Origin of the sequence: Paraburkholderia kirstenboschensis (genome assembly GCF_904848585.1) — a bacterium.
Lineage (GTDB): Bacteria > Pseudomonadota > Gammaproteobacteria > Burkholderiales > Burkholderiaceae > Paraburkholderia > Paraburkholderia kirstenboschensis.
The window spans coordinates 250,805-268,150 of the sequence record NZ_CAJHCR010000001.1; the positions used below are offsets into that span (position 1 = coordinate 250,805).

Genomic DNA, 17,346 nt, shown 5'->3' on the forward strand with positions numbered 1-17,346 from the left:
GGGTTGGAAATAGGCAAACCGGAATTCTAGCAGAAAAAAAGCCGCAAAATCAAACCTTATTTGCGACGGCAAGACACGGTGCAGCGCCTTTTGCTTTGCCGTTCGCGCTTTTTTCATACTGTTTCAAGGCAGCTTGCGGGCGCCTTCGCATGGTCCAGCGTCAGGGCCAGCCGTCGCGGGCAAAGGAGTATACGCTGTCGGAGCCGATTACCAGATGATCGACCAGTTGAACGTCGATTAGCGCCAGCGCTTCGCGCAGCGTGCGCGTCAGGTTGCAGTCGCTCGCGCTCGGCCGCACAGCGCCGGACGGATGATTATGCGCGACGATCAGGCTGGCGGCATTGAGCGTCAACGCGCGCCGCACTATCTCGCGCGGATACACCGCCATGCGCGTGAGCGTGCCACGCGCGCTTTCCTCGCTGCGGATCAGCCGGTGCCGGGCGTCGAGAAACAGCGACACGAACACTTCGTGCGGACGGCCGCCGATCAGGAGGCGCAGATAGTTTTCGACGGCCTCAGGAGAATTCATGAGCGACCGGCGGCGCATTTTGTCGACAAGCGAGCGGCGCGCCATTTCCATGATGGCGAGCAGCTGCGCTTTTTTCGCGGGCCCGATGCCGCGCAGCCCGTCGAAGTCCGTGTAAGTCGCATCGAGCATCGCGCGCAGCGAGCCGAAACGGTCTAGCAGTTCGTGAGCCACGCTGAACACATCGTGGCCCGGCAGGCCGGAGCCGAGAACCAGCACGATCATTTCGGTGTCCGACAGCACGCCGGGGCCCTGGTCGACCAGCCGCTCACGCGGCATGTCACGTTTCGGCCATTTGCGCCTTCGACGCAATCTGCCCGCCGCGGGAGCCGGAGCAACCTGCGGCGAACGAGCGTAATCCAACATTGGTTCGTCGATCGTCGACGCATAATCAGACATATACAGACAATTCCTCCGCTTGGGGTTCAGGCCCGGTGCGCGCGACGGACGCAAGCCGAGCCCAGCCATGTGGCTTACAATAGACGCTTTGCGCACGGCACGCCGACGGTTTGCCGCACGCGTCGGCTGCGCCCCGCGGCGCACGCGTGAGAGCGCGCTTCGACTGAGCGAGCATTGCATGAGCATCATCGACATTTCCGAAGTGAAACCCGGTTCACATGTGACGCTTCACTACCGGCTTTCCCTTGCCGATGGCGCCGAAGTCATCAATACCTTCAACGACAAGCCCGCCACGCTGCTGCTCGGTGCGGGACAACTCGCACCGCCGCTGGAAGACATTCTGATGGGTTTGAAGGTCGGCCACCATTCGACCTTTCAGCTAGCCCCCGGCGCCGCGTTTGGTCCGCGCAATCCGGAGTTGATCCAGCGCGTGTCTCTGGCAACGTTGCGGGAAAACAGCATGATCGGCGAGGATTTTTCGCCAGGTGACCTGGTCGAATTCAACGCTCCGGGCGGCGGCCGCTACGCTGGCGTTCTGAAAGAAGTGAACGAAACGTCGGCCCTGTTCGATTTCAACCATCCGCTTGCTGGCCAGGCGCTGGCATTCGAAGTGAAAATCATCGGGATTCTCTAAACATGACCATCGCGGATACGACCCTTGCCGAAACGGAGATCCTGCTGGCTCAGCCGCGCGGGTTCTGTGCCGGCGTAGATCGGGCTATCGAGATCGTCGAACGCGCCATCAAGCTGCACGGCTCGCCGATCTACGTGCGCCACGAAATCGTCCATAACGCCTACGTCGTCGAAGATCTGCGCAAGAAGGGCGCTATTTTCATCGAGCGTCTGGAAGAGGTGCCCTCCGGCAACACGGTCATCTTCAGCGCGCACGGTGTCTCGAAAGCGGTGCGCAGCGAGGCCGAGTCGCGCGGACTGCGCGTCTACGACGCGACCTGTCCGCTCGTCACCAAGGTGCACATCGAGGTCGCGAAGATGCGGCAAGACGGCTTCGACATTGTCATGATCGGCCACAAAGGCCATCCGGAAGTGGAAGGCACGATGGGCCAGGCGGGCGAGGGCATGTATCTCGTCGAAGACATCGAAGACGTGCAGGCACTGCAACTGGCCCACCCGGAGCGGATCGCGTTCGTCACGCAAACCACGCTTTCCGTCGACGACGCAGCGGAGATCATCGGCGCGCTGAAGGCGAAATATCCGTCCATTCGCGAGCCGAAGAAGCAGGACATCTGTTACGCCACGCAAAACCGCCAGGACGCCGTGAAATTCATGGCGCCGCAGTGCGACCTGGTGATCGTGGTCGGCAGCCCCAACAGTTCGAACTCCAACCGGCTGCGCGAACTGGCCGAAAAGCTCGGCGTGCCTTCCTATATGGTGGATTCGCCCGACCAGATCGACCCGTCATGGGTCGAGGGCAAGCGCCGGATCGGCGTGACTGCCGGTGCCTCGGCTCCCGAAGTGCTGGCGCAGGCTGTGATTGCTCGCCTGCGCGAGCTTGGCGTGCGCAACGTGCGCGCGCTCGAGGGCATCGAAGAGAACATCGCGTTCCCGTTGCCTCGCGGCTTGGGTCTGCCTGCCTGACAGCTCTGTATCGATCTGAAATCGCGCGCCTTTGAGCGCGCTTTTTTTTGTCCGTAGGCAGCGAGTGCCGGCGTTAATTGGTGCCATATCGATGGAAACACCCGCTTTCCGGCGTCCGCTTCGACAAATAATTGCGAATCCGATCCGGTATTTAATTGAGTTTTGATTCATGTGGCCCCGTTTTATGAGGCTTGAACCGGCCGCAAACTATTTTGACGCACTAACATGGTGCCGAGAGCGAAACATCGCGGCTTAGATATGACTTAAGCCAAACCGCAGTGCGGGCGGGCCTCGAACGAAGCCTCTACAACACTTGATGCCATTGGATCCCACGCTGGTGCAACTGATGCACGAAAATCAGTCGCAACCGGGTTGCTCCTTTGACGTCAGTGCTGTCTTGAAATGCGGTTGCAATGCAGGAAAACCCTGCCGGTTCAACAATATTGCCCGTCGCAAAATTGGAGTTACAATGCGCGCGTTCTCAAGGCCTTAGGGTCCCGAACAATAGATTTTGCAAGGCGCGGGAGACCTATTTAATGCGAGTCAAGTTTGCTTACGCCGTGTCCATCGCGGCCGCGGTTGCGATGTTGACCGCGTGCGGCAAAAAACAGGATGACGAGGCGGGAGCAGGAGCATCGGCGGCAGTGGCGGCATCCGCTGCGCCGGCGAGCGAAGCAATCGTCGTAAAGATCGGCCATGCAGCCCCGCTGACGGGCGGCATCGCGCATCTGGGCAAGGACAATGAAAACGGCGCGCGTCTCGCGGTCGAGGAAATCAATGCACAAGGCCTGACGATCGACGGCCACAAGATCGACTTGCAGCTCGACGCGCAAGACGACGCGGCCGATCCGAAGGCCGGTACGGCGGTCGCTCAGAAGCTGGTGGACGATCACGTGGTGGCCGTTGTCGGGCATCTGAATTCGGGTGTTTCGATTCCGGCTTCGAAGATTTATAGCGACGCAAGCATCGTGCAGATCTCGCCCTCGTCGACGAACCCGGCGTACACGCAGCAAGGTTTCAAGACGACCTACCGCGTCGTCGCGACCGACGCGCAGCAAGGTCCGGCGCTCGCCAATTACGCCACGAAGGCGTTGGGCGCCAAACGCATCGCCGTAGTGGACGATGCAACCGCCTACGGTAAGGGGCTCGCGGACGAATTCGCGAAGACCGTTGAGGCGAGCGGAGCGAAGATCGTCGCGCGGGAAGCGACGAACGACCGGGCTACGGACTTCCGGGCCATCCTCACAAAGATCAAAAGTGTTCATCCGGACGCCATCATGTTCGGCGGCATGGACGCGACGGGCGGGCCGTTTGCCAAACAGGCGGCGGCGCTCGGTATCAGGGCAAAAATCCTTGGCGGCGACGGCGTGTGTACCGACAAGGTGGGGGAGCTGGCGGGAACCGCCGTGCAAAACCTGGTCTGTTCGGAGGCGGGACTCGCGCTTTCGAAAATGGACAGGGGAGCGGACTTCGAGAAGAAGTACGTGGACCGCTTCCACACGCCGGTGCAGATTTACGCACCGTTCACGTATGACGCCGTGTACGTGATTGTCGATGCAATGAAGCGCGCTAATTCGATCGAGGCGCCCAAGGTGCTGGCTGCGATGCCGTCCACCGATTACAACGGGGTAATCGGCCGCATCGCGTTCGACGACAAGGGTGATTTGAAAGAGGGCGCCATTACGCTTTACGACTTCAATGACGGCAAGAAAGCGGTTCTCGACGTCGTGAAGATGTGATGACGGGACGTTCAGCCTGACGGCACCGAACCACCCAACGGTGCCGTTTTTGCATCCGCTGAAGGCGAGCCTGCGACTGTGACCCAGTCGTCTGGGCAAACCGGCGGCGGATAAACCCTTACCGGTCTTTTACATCAGTACCCGCAGTGCCGTTGAGATTCCGTAACGCATCACCGCCCACCGGCTGATGAAGAGCGCGAATCCAGTCGCACGGGCTAAGGAGCATTAAATGGATATCTTCATCCAGCAGATCCTAAACGGACTGGTGCTTGGCAGCGTTTATGCCATCATCGCACTGGGCTATACGATGGTTTACGGCATTCTTGGCATCATCAACTTCGCTCACGGCGATGTGTTGATGGTGGGCGCGATGGTCGCGCTCTCCGCCATAGGCGTGCTGCAGAACCACTTCCCTGGCCTCGGCAATGTGCCGACGCTGTGCATCGCGCTGGCAATCGCCGCCGTGGTATGCGCGGTGGTCGGCTACACGATCGAGCGCGTGGCTTACCGGCCGCTGCGCAAGGCGCCGCGTCTTGCTCCGCTGATCACCGCGATCGGCGTGTCGATCCTGCTGCAAACGCTCGCCATGATGATCTGGTCGCGCAACCCGCTGCCTTTCCCGCAGCTTCTGCCCACCGATCCGCTGAACGTGATCAAGGCCACCGACACGACGCCTGGCGCCGTGATCTCGATGACTGAAGTCGTGATCATCGTCGTCGCGTTCCTCGTCATGGCAGGTCTGCTGCTGCTCGTGCACAAGACCAAGCTCGGCCGCGCGATGCGCGCAATCGCCGAGAACCCGGGCGTTGCTTCGCTGATGGGCGTGAACCCGAACTTCGTGATCTCGGCCACCTTCATGATCGGCTCGGCGCTTGCTGCGCTCGCCGGCGTGATGATCGCCTCCGAATACGGCAACGCTCACTTCTACATGGGCTTCATCCCCGGCTTGAAGGCCTTTACCGCGGCGGTGCTCGGCGGTATCGGCAATCTCGGCGGCGCGATGGTCGGCGGCGTGATTCTGGGGCTGATCGAACAGTTGGGCGCCGGCTACATCGGCAACCTGACCGGTGGTGTGTTCGGCAGTAACTATCAGGACGTGTTCGCGTTCATCGTGCTGATCATCGTGCTGGTGTTCCGTCCGTCGGGTCTGCTCGGCGAACGCGTTGCGGATCGCGCTTGATCCAGGCCAAGGAGTAAATCAAATGACCTCAATTCAACCGATCGAGCCGTCCACGACGCTCATTCCCGAGAAGAACCTGGCGAAGACGCTGACGGTCGGCATCATCACCGCGTTCTTCGTGATCGCCGCGCCGATGATCATCGGCACCGCCGGTGGCAACTACTGGGTTCGCGTGCTCGACTTCGCGATGCTGTACGTGATGCTGGCACTCGGTCTCAATGTCGTGGTCGGCTTTGCCGGCCTGCTCGACCTGGGTTATATCGCCTTTTACGCGGTTGGCGCCTACACCGCGGCGCTGTTGTCCTCGCCGCATCTGACGTCGCAGTTCGAGTGGATCGCGCATCTCGCGCCGAACGGGCTGCACCTGCCGTTCCTCCTCATCGTGCCATGCGCGATGGGGGTGGCGGCGTTCTTCGGCGTGATACTCGGGGCGCCGACGCTGCGTCTGCGAGGCGACTACCTTGCCATCGTGACGTTGGGCTTCGGGGAAATCGTCCGCATCTTCCTGAACAACCTCGACCGTCCGGTGAATATCACCAACGGCCCGAAAGGCATTACCGGGATCGATTCGGTGCATTTCGGCGACTTCAGTCTCGCGCAGACGCACTCGCTGTTCGGCTTCCAGTTCCCGTCGGTGTACTCGTACTACTACCTGTTCGTGCTTGCTGCGCTGCTCGTGATCTGGGTCTGTACGCGTTTGCAGCACTCGCGTATCGGCCGTGCATGGGCCGCGATTCGCGAAGACGAAATCGCCGCCAAGGCGATGGGCATCAACACGCGTAACGTGAAACTGCTCGCCTTCGCGATGGGTGCGTCGTTCGGCGGCCTGTCGGGCGCGATGTTCGGCGCGTTCCAGGGCTTCGTGTCGCCGGAATCGTTCACGCTGCCGGAGTCGATCGTCGTGCTGGCGTGCGTGGTGTTGGGCGGCATGGGCCACATCCCGGGCGTGATTCTCGGCGCGGTGCTGCTCGCCGTCCTGCCGGAATTCCTGCGCTCGACGATGGGTCCGCTGCAGCACATGCTCTTCGGCCATGAAATCGTCGACACGGAAGTGATCCGTCAGCTGGTCTACGCACTCGCGATGGTGCTGATCATGCTGTATCGCTCGGAAGGCCTGTGGCCGTCGCCGAAGCACGAAGACAAGATTGCGAAACTGTCGAAGCGTGGCGGCAAGAAGCCGGTGCGCGCCTGACGGACAGGGAGAAAAAACATGAGCGATAACATTCGACTGTCGGTGAAGGGCGTCAACAAGCGCTTCGGCGGTTTGCAGGCGCTGTCCGACGTCGGCCTGGAAATCAAGGCCGGCCAGATTTATGGTCTGATCGGCCCGAACGGCGCCGGCAAGACAACTTTCTTCAACGTGATCACGGGCCTGTACACGCCCGACTCGGGCGACTTCAAGCTCGACGGCCAGAACTACACGCCGACCGCGGTGTATCAGGTGGCGAAGGCGGGCATTGCCCGTACGTTCCAGAACATCCGTCTGTTCGGCGGCATGACCGCGTTGGAAAACGTGATGGTCGGCCGTCATGTGCGCACGAAGCACGGCCTCCTGGGCGCAGTGTTCCAGACGCCGGCGGAGCGCAAGGAAGAGCGTGAGATCAAGGAACGCGCGGTCGAACTGCTGGAGTACGTCGGCATTGCGCAGTACGCGGACTACACGTCGCGCAACCTGTCGTACGGCCATCAGCGCCGCCTCGAAATTGCGCGCGCGCTCGCAACCGATCCTAAGCTGCTCGCGCTCGACGAACCCGCTGCCGGCATGAATGCAACGGAAAAAGTCGAACTCACGCGACTGCTCGACAAGATCCGCGCCGACGGCAAGACGATCCTGCTGATCGAACACGACGTGAAGCTCGTGATGGGTCTGTGCAACCAGATGACGGTGCTCGACTACGGCAAGGTGATTGCGCAAGGGCTGCCGCAAGACGTGCAGAAGGATCCGAAGGTGATCGAAGCTTATCTGGGTGCAGGAGTCCACTGATGTCCACGACGCAAGCAATGTTGAAAATCAAGGGCCTGCAGGTCAACTACGGCGGCATCCAGGCAGTCAAGGGCATCGACCTCGAGGTTGGGCAGGGCGAGCTGGTCACGCTGATCGGCGCGAACGGCGCGGGCAAGACCACGACGATGAAGGCGATCACGGGGCTCAAGCCGTATGCCGCAGGCGACATCGAGTACATGGGTCAGTCGATCAAGGGCGTGCCTCCGCATGAGCTTCTGAAGCGCGGTCTCGCGATGGTGCCGGAAGGTCGCGGTATCTTCGCGCGCATGTCGATCGTCGAGAACATGCAGATGGGCGCGTATCTGCGCAGTGACAACGACGGCATCAAGGCCGACGTCGATCGCATGTTCGGCTTCTTCCCGCGGCTGAAGGAGCGCGCCACGCAATACGCGGGCACGCTCTCAGGCGGCGAACAGCAGATGCTGGCGATGGCGCGAGCGATCATCTCGCGTCCCAAGCTGTTGCTGCTGGATGAACCGTCGATGGGCTTGTCGCCGATCATGGTCGAGAAGATCTTCGAAGTGGTGCGCGCAATTTCCGGCGAAGGCATGACCGTGCTGCTGGTCGAGCAGAACGCGCGTCTTGCGCTGCAGGCGGCGAACCGCGGCTATGTGATGGACTCGGGTCTCGTCACGATGTCGGGCGACGCGAAGCAGATGCTGGATGATCCGAAGGTGCGGGCAGCTTATCTGGGTGAATGAATGGGTGAATGAGTTGAGTGGATAACCCTTCAAGCTGAACTGCCGATGAAAAAAGGCCGCATGCGTGAGTCAAACGCATGCGGCCTTTTGTTCTGCGACGCATGACGCGCCTGAATACTAAACCGGCGTCGAATCCGCCAACTCACCAAGACGTTTGCCGAAGCTCACCACCGCATCCGCGCGATAATCGAGCGCCTCGTAAAACGCGCGGACGTCGCTCTTCGCGGACAACACCTGCAGGTTCAGCTTCGGACAGCCAAGCGCCGTCAGCGCGTCTTCGACGTGCGCGACCAGACGCGAGCCGATGCCATGCCGCCGCAACGACTCGTCCACCGCGAGCGAGTAAAGCCAGCCGCGGTGGCCGTCATAGCCGCCCATCACCGTACCGACGACCCGCTCATCCAGCACCGCCACAAAGAACAGCTCGGGCTGCGTCGCGAGCTTGTTCGCAATCGACAGATGCGGGTTGCGCTGCGGCTTCGTCACATCCCTGTACTCCGGAAAGGCCTGCTGCCACAGTGCGACCACCGCCTCGGTGTCGCCCGCATCGAAGCGGCGGATAGCGAGCGTCCCGGTCGCTGTCGTCGTCATACGCGTCCTTGGTTCAGTTACAGCGTGTCGAGGATCGAACGCAGCATCGCCATCATCTGGTCGATCTCTTCGTTCGTGACGTTCAGTGCAGGCATGAAGCGCAGCAGGTTCGGGCGCGCCGCGTTCAGCAGGAGACCGTCGGGCTGCATGTCACGCGCCTTTTCGACGATCTGGTTGCCGATGTCCTTGCCGAGCAGCAGTGCACGCAACAGACCTTCGCCGCGCTCGCCCTTGAAGCCGCGCTCTTCCGACAACTCGAGCAGCTTCGCGCGCAGATACTCGCCGCGCGCACGCACGCCTTCGAGGAAACCCGGCGCGGTGAGTTGCGCGATCACCGAATAACCGACCGCGGTCATCAACGGGTTGCCGTTGTACGTGCCGCCCTGGTCGCCCGCTTCGAACACGGCGACTTCGGCTTTCGCGAGCAGCGCCGCGAGCGGCACGCCGCCCCCAATACCTTTGCCGAGCGTCATGATGTCCGGCTCGATGCCCGACAACTCGTAGGCGAACAGCGTACCGGCACGACCGCAGCCGCTTTGCACTTCGTCGACGATCAGCAAAACATTGTGCTTGCGGGTCAGCTCGCGCAGTTGCTGCATGAACTCGCGCGTTGCCGGAATCACGCCGCCTTCGCCCTGGATCGGCTCGAGCATCACCGCGACCGTCTTCGCGTTGATGAGCTTTTCCACCGACGCGATGTCGTTCAGATCCGCTTTCGGGAAGCCCGGCACTTGCGGCGCGTAGATCGTGTCCCAGCCCGGCTTGCCGCTTGCCGACATCGTGGCGAGCGTGCGGCCGTGGAAACTATGATCGAACGTGATGATTTCGAATGCGCCGTCTTTGAACTTCTTGCCCCACTTGCGCGCGAGCTTGATCGCGCCTTCATTCGCTTCGGCACCGCTGTTCGCGAAGAACACCTTGTCGAAGCAGCTATGCTGCGTGAGCAGCGCCGCGAGCCTCACCATCGGCTCATTGTAGAAAGCCGGTGACGGATTGAAGAGCAGCTTCGCCTGCTGGTTCAGCGCTTCGATCATGCCTTCATTGCAATGACCGAGGCAATTGACCGCCCAGCCCTGAATGAAGTCCAGGTATCGCTTGCCGTTGTTGTCGTAGAGCCACGAGCCCTTGCCGTGCGTGAAAACGATTTCGGGCCGGTTGGTGATGTACATCAGCGACTCGATCGGATATTCATTGAAATTCATGACGGCAGGCTCCAGACAGCGGGTAAGAGGTGGATAAGGCGTTGGCGCACGTCAGCCGATGAGCTAACGGGCCGGAAAAACAAAAAAGCCACGGCATGCCGTGGCTTTCATGATTCGAACAGCTTGCGCTTTGTTGTAGCGCGAATCCGTGACGAAGCCGGCGGCGTCCCTAGGGAAGCGGCGAGCGGCGACGTCGGAGTTCGGACTGGATGCGGTTCATGCGCGAAAGAATACGACAAGAAAAGCGCTGGTGTAAACCTTGAATTTGCACGAATTCATGACAACGGCCGCGCCTACCAGTTTTTGCGCGCCCGTCTTCATGCTGACACGTTGTTTCAGGTACGGCCCGCACGTCGCAACGAGCGGGCCGGTTTTTACCGCAGGTTTCGAGTCAAACCGCGTTCGCCAGGTCTGCCTCGCTCGTGAACGAGTCCGCGTAGAACTCGTCTTCGGGCAGGCTGTGATGCTGCGTGAAATCGCGCTGTGCCGATTCGACCATTACCGGCGCGCCGCAGGCATACACCTGATAAGCGGACAGGTCGGGCAGGTCCTCGATTACCGCGCGATGCACGAAGCCGACGCGCCCGGTCCACGCATCGCTCGCGTCCGGCTCAGAGAGTACCGGCACGAACTTGAAGTTCGGAATCTCGCGCGCCCATTGTTCGGCCAGTTCCAGCAGATAGAGATCTTTCTTGCGACGCGCGCCCCAGTACAGCGTCATTGGGCGGTTCAGGTTCTTGAACACCGCATGCTCGACGATCGCCTTCAGCGGCGCAAAGCCGGTGCCAGAAGCAAGCAGCACGATCGGCTTGTCCGACTCTTCACGCAGGAAGAACGTGCCGAGCGGCGCTTCGAAGCGCAGGATATCGCGCTCTTTCATCGCGTTGAACACGTGGTCGGTGAACGCGCCGCCAGGCATGTGGCGAATGTGCAATTCGATCGGGCCTTCGGCGTGCGGCGCATTCGCCATCGAATAGCTGCGGCGCTTGCCGTCCTTCAGAATGAATTCCAGGTACTGGCCGGCCAGATATTGCAGACGTTCGTTAGCGGGCAACTGCAGCTTGAGCACGACGACGTCGTCGGCCTTGCGCTCGATCGCATTCACGCGGCACGGCAGTTTCTTCACCTGCACGTCGCCCACGCCCGCCACTTCGCGGATATCGATCTCAAGATCGGAGCACGCCGTCGCGCAGCAGAAGAGCGCCATGCCGCGCGTTTTTTCTTCGTTCGACAAAGCCGACGACGAATGCGCGCGCTGCTCAACCTGGCCGCTGACCACAGCGCCTTTGCACGAACCGCACGCGCCGTTCTTGCAGCCGTACGGCAGACCGATGCCTTGACGCAAGGCGGCGTTCAGCACCGGCTCGTCCTGTTCTACCTGAAACTGCCGGCCGCTTTGCCGGAGCGTGACGTTAAATGCCATAAAGTGTTCGAAGTCGAAAAGTCGGTAATCGTTAACGGAGAGACGGGGCGCGGATAACCGGGATCGCCCGAACCAGCGGTATTGTCGCCCGGTGCCCGCCGCGCTTGACGGCTACAATGCGTGCACCATGAAAGCGACCCGAAACTTCCGCCGTCCGCGCGTGCTGATCGTAGGTTGCGGCGATGTCGGCATGCGCTGCGTACCCCTGCTGCAGCACGCCCACGTCTTTGCACTGACAAGCCATGCGGAGCGCAGCGCCGAATTGCGTGCCGCGGGCGTTTCGCCGCTGGTCGGCGATCTCGACGAACGCCGCAGCCTGAAACGGCTCGCGGGACTCGCGCCCACGGTGCTGCATCTGGCGCCGCCGCAGAAAACCGGCGACGACGACCGCCGCACCCGCGCGTTGCTATCAGCCCTGGCGATGCGCCGCGCTCAGGCGTTGCCTGGCACACGTCAGACCCGCGCCACCATCATGCCTGTCGGGCGCTTGCGCCGCGCGCGCGCTTCATGGGCACAAGCACGGTCACTCGCGAAACCAGCCAATATTGTACCCGACGGCCTTCGCCGCGCCGCCGCCTCACGCGCGCCGCTGCGCTTCGTGTATGCAAGCACGACGGGCGTCTACGGCGATTGTGGCGGAGCGTGGATCGACGAGACGCGCGTCACCGAACCGGCCAATGCGCGCGCGAAACGCCGCGTGTCGGCCGAGCAGCAATTGCGACGCGCGACCGCTCGCGGCTCTATTGTCGCGAGCATCGCGCGGATTCCGGGCATTTATGCAGCCAATCGCCTGCCGCTCGCGCGGCTTGAAAAACGCACACCGGCGCTCGTCGATGCCGACGACGTCTACACCAATCACATTCATGCGGACGACCTCGCCGCGATTCTCGTACGCCTCGCCACTCACGGCAGGCCGGCGCGCGTGATTCACGCGTCCGACGACTCGTCGCTGAAAATGGGTGAGTACTTCGATCTCGTCGCCGATGCATTCGGTTTGGCTCGTGCGCCGCGCATCACGCGAGCGCAAGCTGAGGAGCAGATCGAGCCGACCTTGCTGTCGTTCATGCGCGAGTCGAGACGGCTCGTGAACCGCCGCTTGAAAGAAGAGCTAGGCGTGCGCCTGCGCTATCCGAGCGTCGAAGATTTTCTGCGCGAAGCGGCAGGCGCTAAGGACGCTGCTAAGGACGTTGCCAGCAGGCCATGAAGCCTGGCTAGCCGCATCAGATTGCCGCAGAAGCCCGGCGACGCAGTGGCAAAGAAGGCCCGCCGGACATCGGCCGGACAACTTTGTGAAGCGTCGCCGCACAGCACCACGCAGCAGCGCGCCTCGTCCCTCAGGTCAGCGCGGGCAGTGCTTCGAGCAGCAGGAAACACAGCATCCCGCCGATCAATGCGCCGATCAGATTCGGATCGTATTTGTGCCGCAGCCGCATGGCGATCAGCAGTCCGCCGATCAGCAGCAACCCGAGACACACGAACGCCGGCATCACATACGAGAGCATGACTCCGTTATGGACGATCATGGCCGCTCCTTGAACTCTTTGTAGTCTTTGTTTAAACGAGTATAGGGCGAGGCCTGACGAAGAGCATGCTGCGGCGCAGCGTGGAACGCATGCGCGGTCGCGCGAATGTGCGGATGCGCACAGGGCTTTCCTAATCTTGTCAGATGGTTGCGTGCGTCCTACCGGTTTACCCGCTCCGTAAAGATCCGAGGTCGGCTTCATCCAGCCATTGCCACGCGCCCGGCGCAAGAGTCGCGGGCAAAGCGAGTCCGCCGACGCGTTCGCGATGCAACGCTTCACAACGGTTGCCGGCTGCCGCGATCATCCGCTTGACCTGGTGATACTTGCCTTCCATCACCGTGAGCGCCAACGCGTGCTCGCCGCGTGCATCGGCCTCGACCGCCGCGACCGGCTTCGACTCGCCGTGCAGCAGCACGCCATTGCGCAGCGCGCTCAGCTGCGCGTCGTCGATCGCATGACGGGTTGTGGCGACGTACACCTTCGGCACCTTGCGTTTCGGCGACGTGAACATGTGGACGAACTTGCCGTCGTCGGAGAGCAGCAGCAAGCCGGTGGTGTCCTGGTCGAGCCGCCCGACGCATTGCACGCCGCGCTCGGCGAACTGCGGCGGCAACAGACTGAATACGCTCGGGTGATGCTGCGGATCGCGCGAGCACTCGTAGCCGGCCGGCTTGTTGAGCAGCAGATATGCGCGCTCGCGATATGGCCAAACCACGCCGTCGACGCTGAAGCAGAACGACGCATCGTCGGTGGGGAAATCGGCGTCGGCGTCGGTGCATACGGCGCCGCCGATGCTCACGCGAGCGTCGCCTATCAGCGCCCGGCATTGGCGGCGCGAGCCGAAGCCCTGGGTAAAGAGAATGCTTTCGAGATTCATGGCGAGCGAAGAATAACACCGCAAGAAGCGGGGCGTCCCGCGGTGCGATCGCGGCCACGATGGTGGCTCCTGTTTCGTTGCCGGAGCCATCGATGCACGCCACGTCGTCTTCGTCCCGTGTCCGTTTACCGGCCGCTTTCCAGCGGCTCGCGTGGTCCAACCTCGTCGCTCAATCCGCCGAGCAGATCAGCCTCGCCGCCGCGCCGCTCGTCGCCGTCTTCGCGCTCGGCGCCGACGCACGCGGCACTGGCCTCCTGCAGACAGCGCAGACCTTGCCTTTCCTGTTGCTGTCGATCCCGCTCGGCGTATGGGCCGACCGCCGTTCGCGCCGCACGTTGATGGCGCTCGCCGAAAGCGTGCGCGTCGTCGCAATGCTATGCGTGCTCATGCTTCTAATTACCCATGCGCTCAGCCTGCCGTTGCTCGCCGCGCTCGGCTTCGTGGCCGCGACCGGCACAGTGGCCTACAACGTCGCGGCACCTTCGCTCGTGCCGTCGATCGTCTCGCGCGAAGCGTACGCCAGCGCGAACGCCCGTCTCGAACTTGCACGCAGCGTCGCGTATTCGGCTGGCCCGGCGCTAGGCGGTCTGCTGGTCGGCTGGATCGGCGCGGGCTGGGCATACGGCTGCGCGGCCGCGTTGTCTGCGCTCGCGGTGGGCTTGCTCGCGGGGCTGCGCGAACCGTCGCGCACGGCCACGCCCGCGCGTCACTTCATGCTGGAGTTGCGCGAAGGCACGCGCTTCGTGTTGCGCGATTCACTGCTGCTTCCCATGCTCGCGACGGCCGTATTTTTCAACCTCGGCTTCTTCGTGCTGCAAGCGGTGTATGTGCCGTACGCGGTGCATCGGCTGGGGTTGAGCGCTTCGGCGGTAGGCATCACGCTTGGCGCGTATGGCGTCGGCATGGTGTGCGGCGCGCTCGCTGCGCCCGCTATCGCGCGACGTCTCGCGTTCGGGCGCGTGCTCCTGATCGGGCCGTCGTGCGGGCTGCTCGCGTCGCTCGTGATGGTGGGGACGCTCGTCGCGCCGTCGTTCTGGCTTGCGCTGCTGAGTTTCTTCCTGCTCGGCGCCGGACCGATCCTGTGGGTGGTCGGCTCGACCACGCTGCGTCAGGCAATCACGCCGCAGCGAATGATGGGCCGCGTCTCCGCGCTGAACAGCACGGCGACCTACGGCGCGCGGCCAGCGGGCGCACTGCTCGGTGCCGCCATCAGTGCGCGCTGGAACATGGACGCCTGCCTGGTCGCTGCCGCAGCGGCCTTTCTCGTGCAGGCGCTGATCATCGCAATGTCGCCTGCGGCGCGGCTCGCGCGCATTCCCGAGGAACGCGCCACGGCTTGCTGAAGATCAACTTCACTGCACGATGAGCGCCAGGGCAAACCCCAAAAAATGAAAATGAATTTTTTCTCAGGCCATTTCCATGTAAATATATTTTCATCCAATTCGCTTACACCTCGACGCGATTGGTCTTCGGGGACAACTACCGCGCTTACTGCGCCGCTTCGCTCGCATGATTCATCAACCGTCCGTAGCATCCAATCCGGCCGAGCAGGCCATCGCCGCGCGCATCGAGGCGGCCATGCCTACGCTCACGCCCATTCATCGGCGCATGGGCGAGTACGTGCTGGCCAATCTGTTTCGCGCGGCCACCATGCGGATCGACGAACTGGCGAGCGTGGTCGGCGCTTCGGTGGCGACGGCGAATCGCTTTGCCCGCGCGCTCGGCTTCGACGGCTATCCGCAGTTCCGTGAGGCGCTCGTGCGCGGCTTCGAGGCGACGCTCGCGCCGGTCGAACGGCTGCGCAGCGCGCAGGAGTCGCTCGCTGCGGGCGACGACGTGGTCGACGCGTCGCTCGAACAGGCGGCCAACAATCTGCACTTGACCCGCACGGCGATCGACAGCGCCGCCGCCGAGGCCGCGGTCGAAGCGATCCTTGCCGCGCGGCGCGTGTTCGTGCTCGGCGCGGGCACGAGCGCGTTCCTGGCCGGGTTGATGGAGCACGGCCTGATGGCGTATCACGACAACGTTCAGTCGCTCGCGTTCATCGGCGGACCGTCGCATGCGGCGCGGCGCCTGTTCAATTGCGGCAAGGGCGACCTCGTGATCGGCATTGCCTTCCCGCGTTATGTCGACGACACCATCGAACTCGCGCGCCGTGCGGCAACTCGCGGCGCACGCGTGCTCGCGCTGACCGACGGACCGCGCTCGCCGCTCGCGCAATTCGCCGATCTCTCGCTGTACGTGCGCTCCGAACGCCGCCTCGCGGCGAACGCCGATGCCGCTGTTCTTGCTGTGATCGAAGCGTTATGCGACGCGGTCGCTTATCGAGCTAAACGTTCGGTGAAGGCAGCCGCCGAAGTTACCGAGTTCGTATTGCCGTGGCTCACTGACCCGCTGTCCGCATCCGCGAGTGCGGCCCGTGAAGCCGCGCGCGAACCGGCGCGCAGTGCGCGTGCGTCAGTACGCGCAAAGACGGGCGCCGCGCGGGGGGCCAAGCGCGATCCCGCGCTCAGGCCCACGGTTGAGACCACGGTAACAAGCGCAGTTGCAAACCCCCGCACCACCCAGGCAAAACCCAAACTCAAACGATGAACGACAACGCAGTCATTGCCATTCATGGCGGCGCGGGCACGATCCTGCGCGTGTCGCTGTCGGCCAGTGCCGAGGCCGAATACCACGCGGCTCTGCACGCGGTGCTGGCCGCCGGCCAACGCGTGCTTGCAGACGGCGGCAGCGCGCTCGACGCAGTCAGCGAGGCCGTGCGGCTGCTCGAAGACTGTCCGCTATTCAACGCGGGCCGGGGTGCGGTCTACACGGCAGCGGGCACGCACGAACTCGACGCGGCGATCATGGACGGGAGCACGCTCGAGGCCGGCGCGATCTGCTGCGTGAAGCGCGTGCGCAATCCGATTCTGGCGGCGCGCCGCGTGCTCGAGTGCAGCGAACACGTGCTCTTCACCGGCGAAGGCGCGGAAAGCTTCGCGGCCGCGCAGGGACTTGAATTCGTCGAACCGCAGTACTTCGATACCGAAGCGCGCCACCGTCAATGGCTGCTCGCGCGCGATCAACAACGCGCGATGCTCGATCACGACGGCGCGACGCTCGCCGCTTCGCCGTCGGCTACAGACAAAACCGATCCGACGCCGCACGAGCCGATCGATCCGAACCGCAAGTTCGGCACTGTCGGCGCCGTCGCATTCGATAGGCACGGTCACGTAGCGGCGGCGACATCGACGGGCGGCGTCACCAACAAGCAGGTCGGGCGCGTGGGCGATACGCCGCTGATCGGCGCGGGCTGCTATGCGGACGACGCAACCTGCGCGGTCTCGACCACCGGCTCGGGCGAAATGTTCATGCGCATGGTCGCGGCTTACGACGTCGCCGCGCAAATGGCCTACCGCAACGTGTCGTTGCAGGAAGCCGCGCACGACGTAGTGATGAACCGCCTGCCGAAGATCGACGGCCGCGGCGGCCTGATCGCCGTCGACGCACGCGGCAACATCGCACTGCCGTTCAATACCGAGGGCATGTACCGCGGTTTCGCGCGCCTTGGCGAAGCGCCGACGACGGCGATCTACCGTTAG

Annotated in this window: 17 protein-coding genes; 11 read left to right on the forward strand and 6 right to left on the reverse strand. The window is 62.9% G+C overall.

The features are described 5' to 3' along the window. Nucleotides 1-160 precede the first annotated feature (160 nt). Entirely contained in the window at nucleotides 161-925 is a 765-nt protein-coding gene (gene radC, locus JMY24_RS01150; RefSeq protein ID WP_128595710.1) for a RadC family protein, read from the reverse strand. A 178-nt stretch (nucleotides 926-1,103) separates the two neighbouring features. Here radC and JMY24_RS01155 point away from each other — a divergent pair, with 178 nt between their 5' ends. The 7 genes from JMY24_RS01155 (at nucleotide 1,104) to JMY24_RS01185 (ending at nucleotide 8,146) form a co-directional block, all read left to right on the forward strand. Then, entirely contained in the window at nucleotides 1,104-1,559 is a 456-nt protein-coding gene (locus JMY24_RS01155; protein ID WP_128585763.1) for an FKBP-type peptidyl-prolyl cis-trans isomerase, read from the forward strand. 2 nt (nucleotides 1,560-1,561) lie between these two features. Then, nucleotides 1,562-2,521, forward strand: a complete 960-nt coding sequence (gene ispH, locus JMY24_RS01160) for a 4-hydroxy-3-methylbut-2-enyl diphosphate reductase (RefSeq protein ID WP_128585762.1) — start codon at nucleotides 1,562-1,564, stop codon at nucleotides 2,519-2,521. Between the two features lie 536 nt (nucleotides 2,522-3,057). Continuing rightward, nucleotides 3,058-4,260 (forward strand): branched-chain amino acid ABC transporter substrate-binding protein, encoded by a 1,203-nt coding sequence (locus JMY24_RS01165; protein ID WP_128595709.1) that lies wholly within the window; start codon nucleotides 3,058-3,060, stop codon nucleotides 4,258-4,260. Between the two features lie 229 nt (nucleotides 4,261-4,489). Beyond that, a complete protein-coding gene (locus JMY24_RS01170) occupies nucleotides 4,490-5,440 on the forward strand; it encodes a branched-chain amino acid ABC transporter permease (protein ID WP_128595708.1) in 951 nt (316 codons plus the stop codon). Between the two features lie 22 nt (nucleotides 5,441-5,462). Further along, nucleotides 5,463-6,632, forward strand: coding sequence for an ABC transporter permease subunit (locus tag JMY24_RS01175; RefSeq protein WP_128585761.1), 1,170 nt, complete (start codon nucleotides 5,463-5,465; stop codon nucleotides 6,630-6,632). A gap of 18 nt (nucleotides 6,633-6,650) precedes the next feature. Continuing rightward, nucleotides 6,651-7,424 carry an ABC transporter ATP-binding protein gene (locus JMY24_RS01180; protein ID WP_128595707.1) on the forward strand — a complete coding sequence of 258 codons (774 nt, stop codon included), beginning with the start codon at nucleotides 6,651-6,653 and terminating at the stop codon, nucleotides 7,422-7,424. 17 nt (nucleotides 7,425-7,441) lie between these two features. Beyond that, nucleotides 7,442-8,146 carry an ABC transporter ATP-binding protein gene (locus JMY24_RS01185; protein WP_128595715.1) on the forward strand — a complete coding sequence of 235 codons (705 nt, stop codon included), beginning with the start codon at nucleotides 7,442-7,444 and terminating at the stop codon, nucleotides 8,144-8,146. A 117-nt stretch (nucleotides 8,147-8,263) separates the two neighbouring features. On the opposite strand, the gene JMY24_RS01190 is transcribed toward JMY24_RS01185, so the two are convergent. From JMY24_RS01190 to JMY24_RS01200, 3 genes are all read right to left on the reverse strand, one after another. Then, nucleotides 8,264-8,737: a GNAT family acetyltransferase gene (locus JMY24_RS01190; protein ID WP_128595706.1), complete on the reverse strand. Its 474-nt coding sequence runs from the start codon at nucleotides 8,735-8,737 to the stop codon at nucleotides 8,264-8,266. Nucleotides 8,738-8,754: 17 nt separating this feature from the next. Beyond that, nucleotides 8,755-9,939, reverse strand: coding sequence for an acetylornithine transaminase (locus tag JMY24_RS01195; protein ID WP_128595705.1), 1,185 nt, complete (start codon nucleotides 9,937-9,939; stop codon nucleotides 8,755-8,757). A 391-nt stretch (nucleotides 9,940-10,330) separates the two neighbouring features. Next, nucleotides 10,331-11,362: a CDP-6-deoxy-delta-3,4-glucoseen reductase gene (locus JMY24_RS01200; RefSeq protein WP_128585758.1), complete on the reverse strand. Its 1,032-nt coding sequence runs from the start codon at nucleotides 11,360-11,362 to the stop codon at nucleotides 10,331-10,333. A gap of 127 nt (nucleotides 11,363-11,489) precedes the next feature. Between JMY24_RS01200 and JMY24_RS01205 the strand changes: the two genes are divergently transcribed. Continuing rightward, nucleotides 11,490-12,566 carry an NAD-dependent epimerase/dehydratase family protein gene (locus tag JMY24_RS01205; protein WP_128595704.1) on the forward strand — a complete coding sequence of 359 codons (1,077 nt, stop codon included), beginning with the start codon at nucleotides 11,490-11,492 and terminating at the stop codon, nucleotides 12,564-12,566. A 130-nt stretch (nucleotides 12,567-12,696) separates the two neighbouring features. Here JMY24_RS01205 and JMY24_RS01210 read toward each other — a convergent pair whose 3' ends face one another. Together JMY24_RS01210 and JMY24_RS01215 are read right to left on the reverse strand one after the other, a co-directional pair. Further along, nucleotides 12,697-12,885 (reverse strand): hypothetical protein, encoded by a 189-nt coding sequence (locus JMY24_RS01210; protein WP_128585756.1) that lies wholly within the window; start codon nucleotides 12,883-12,885, stop codon nucleotides 12,697-12,699. 166 nt (nucleotides 12,886-13,051) lie between these two features. Further along, nucleotides 13,052-13,762, reverse strand: coding sequence for a pseudouridine synthase (locus tag JMY24_RS01215; RefSeq protein ID WP_128595703.1), 711 nt, complete (start codon nucleotides 13,760-13,762; stop codon nucleotides 13,052-13,054). A 92-nt stretch (nucleotides 13,763-13,854) separates the two neighbouring features. Here JMY24_RS01215 and JMY24_RS01220 point away from each other — a divergent pair, with 92 nt between their 5' ends. The 3 genes from JMY24_RS01220 to JMY24_RS01230 all read left to right on the forward strand — a co-directional run bounded on the left by JMY24_RS01220 (nucleotide 13,855) and on the right by JMY24_RS01230 (nucleotide 17,346). Then, the gene (locus JMY24_RS01220) at nucleotides 13,855-15,105 is read left to right on the forward strand and encodes an MFS transporter (RefSeq protein WP_201701310.1); all 1,251 of its coding nucleotides are present in this window, start codon (nucleotides 13,855-13,857) and stop codon (nucleotides 15,103-15,105) included. 166 nt (nucleotides 15,106-15,271) lie between these two features. Beyond that, a complete protein-coding gene (locus JMY24_RS01225) occupies nucleotides 15,272-16,354 on the forward strand; it encodes a MurR/RpiR family transcriptional regulator (protein WP_201701311.1) in 1,083 nt (360 codons plus the stop codon). Then, nucleotides 16,351-17,346 carry an isoaspartyl peptidase/L-asparaginase family protein gene (locus JMY24_RS01230; protein WP_201701312.1) on the forward strand — a complete coding sequence of 332 codons (996 nt, stop codon included), beginning with the start codon at nucleotides 16,351-16,353 and terminating at the stop codon, nucleotides 17,344-17,346. Before JMY24_RS01225 ends, JMY24_RS01230 begins: the two co-directional genes overlap by 4 nt.

Bases quoted from the DNA above. Each gene is read 5' to 3' on its own strand.
- JMY24_RS01200 (WP_128585758.1), bottom strand. From the start codon at position 11,362: ATGGCATTTAACGTCACGCTCCGGCAAAGCGGCCGGCAGTTTCAGGTA.
- JMY24_RS01220 (WP_201701310.1), top strand. From the start codon at position 13,855: ATGCACGCCACGTCGTCTTCGTCCCGTGTCCGTTTACCGGCCGCTTTC.
- JMY24_RS01205 (WP_128595704.1), top strand. From the start codon at position 11,490: ATGAAAGCGACCCGAAACTTCCGCCGTCCGCGCGTGCTGATCGTAGGT.
- JMY24_RS01155 (WP_128585763.1), top strand. From the start codon at position 1,104: ATGAGCATCATCGACATTTCCGAAGTGAAACCCGGTTCACATGTGACG.
- JMY24_RS01185 (WP_128595715.1), top strand. From the start codon at position 7,442: ATGTTGAAAATCAAGGGCCTGCAGGTCAACTACGGCGGCATCCAGGCA.
- JMY24_RS01175 (WP_128585761.1), top strand. From the start codon at position 5,463: ATGACCTCAATTCAACCGATCGAGCCGTCCACGACGCTCATTCCCGAG.
- ispH (WP_128585762.1), top strand. From the start codon at position 1,562: ATGACCATCGCGGATACGACCCTTGCCGAAACGGAGATCCTGCTGGCT.
- JMY24_RS01165 (WP_128595709.1), top strand. From the start codon at position 3,058: ATGCGAGTCAAGTTTGCTTACGCCGTGTCCATCGCGGCCGCGGTTGCG.
- radC (WP_128595710.1), bottom strand. From the start codon at position 925: ATGTCTGATTATGCGTCGACGATCGACGAACCAATGTTGGATTACGCT.
- JMY24_RS01195 (WP_128595705.1), bottom strand. From the start codon at position 9,939: ATGAATTTCAATGAATATCCGATCGAGTCGCTGATGTACATCACCAAC.
- JMY24_RS01230 (WP_201701312.1), top strand. From the start codon at position 16,351: ATGAACGACAACGCAGTCATTGCCATTCATGGCGGCGCGGGCACGATC.
- JMY24_RS01215 (WP_128595703.1), bottom strand. From the start codon at position 13,762: ATGAATCTCGAAAGCATTCTCTTTACCCAGGGCTTCGGCTCGCGCCGC.
- JMY24_RS01210 (WP_128585756.1), bottom strand. From the start codon at position 12,885: ATGATCGTCCATAACGGAGTCATGCTCTCGTATGTGATGCCGGCGTTC.
- JMY24_RS01190 (WP_128595706.1), bottom strand. From the start codon at position 8,737: ATGACGACGACAGCGACCGGGACGCTCGCTATCCGCCGCTTCGATGCG.
- JMY24_RS01170 (WP_128595708.1), top strand. From the start codon at position 4,490: ATGGATATCTTCATCCAGCAGATCCTAAACGGACTGGTGCTTGGCAGC.
- JMY24_RS01225 (WP_201701311.1), top strand. From the start codon at position 15,272: ATGATTCATCAACCGTCCGTAGCATCCAATCCGGCCGAGCAGGCCATC.
- JMY24_RS01180 (WP_128595707.1), top strand. From the start codon at position 6,651: ATGAGCGATAACATTCGACTGTCGGTGAAGGGCGTCAACAAGCGCTTC.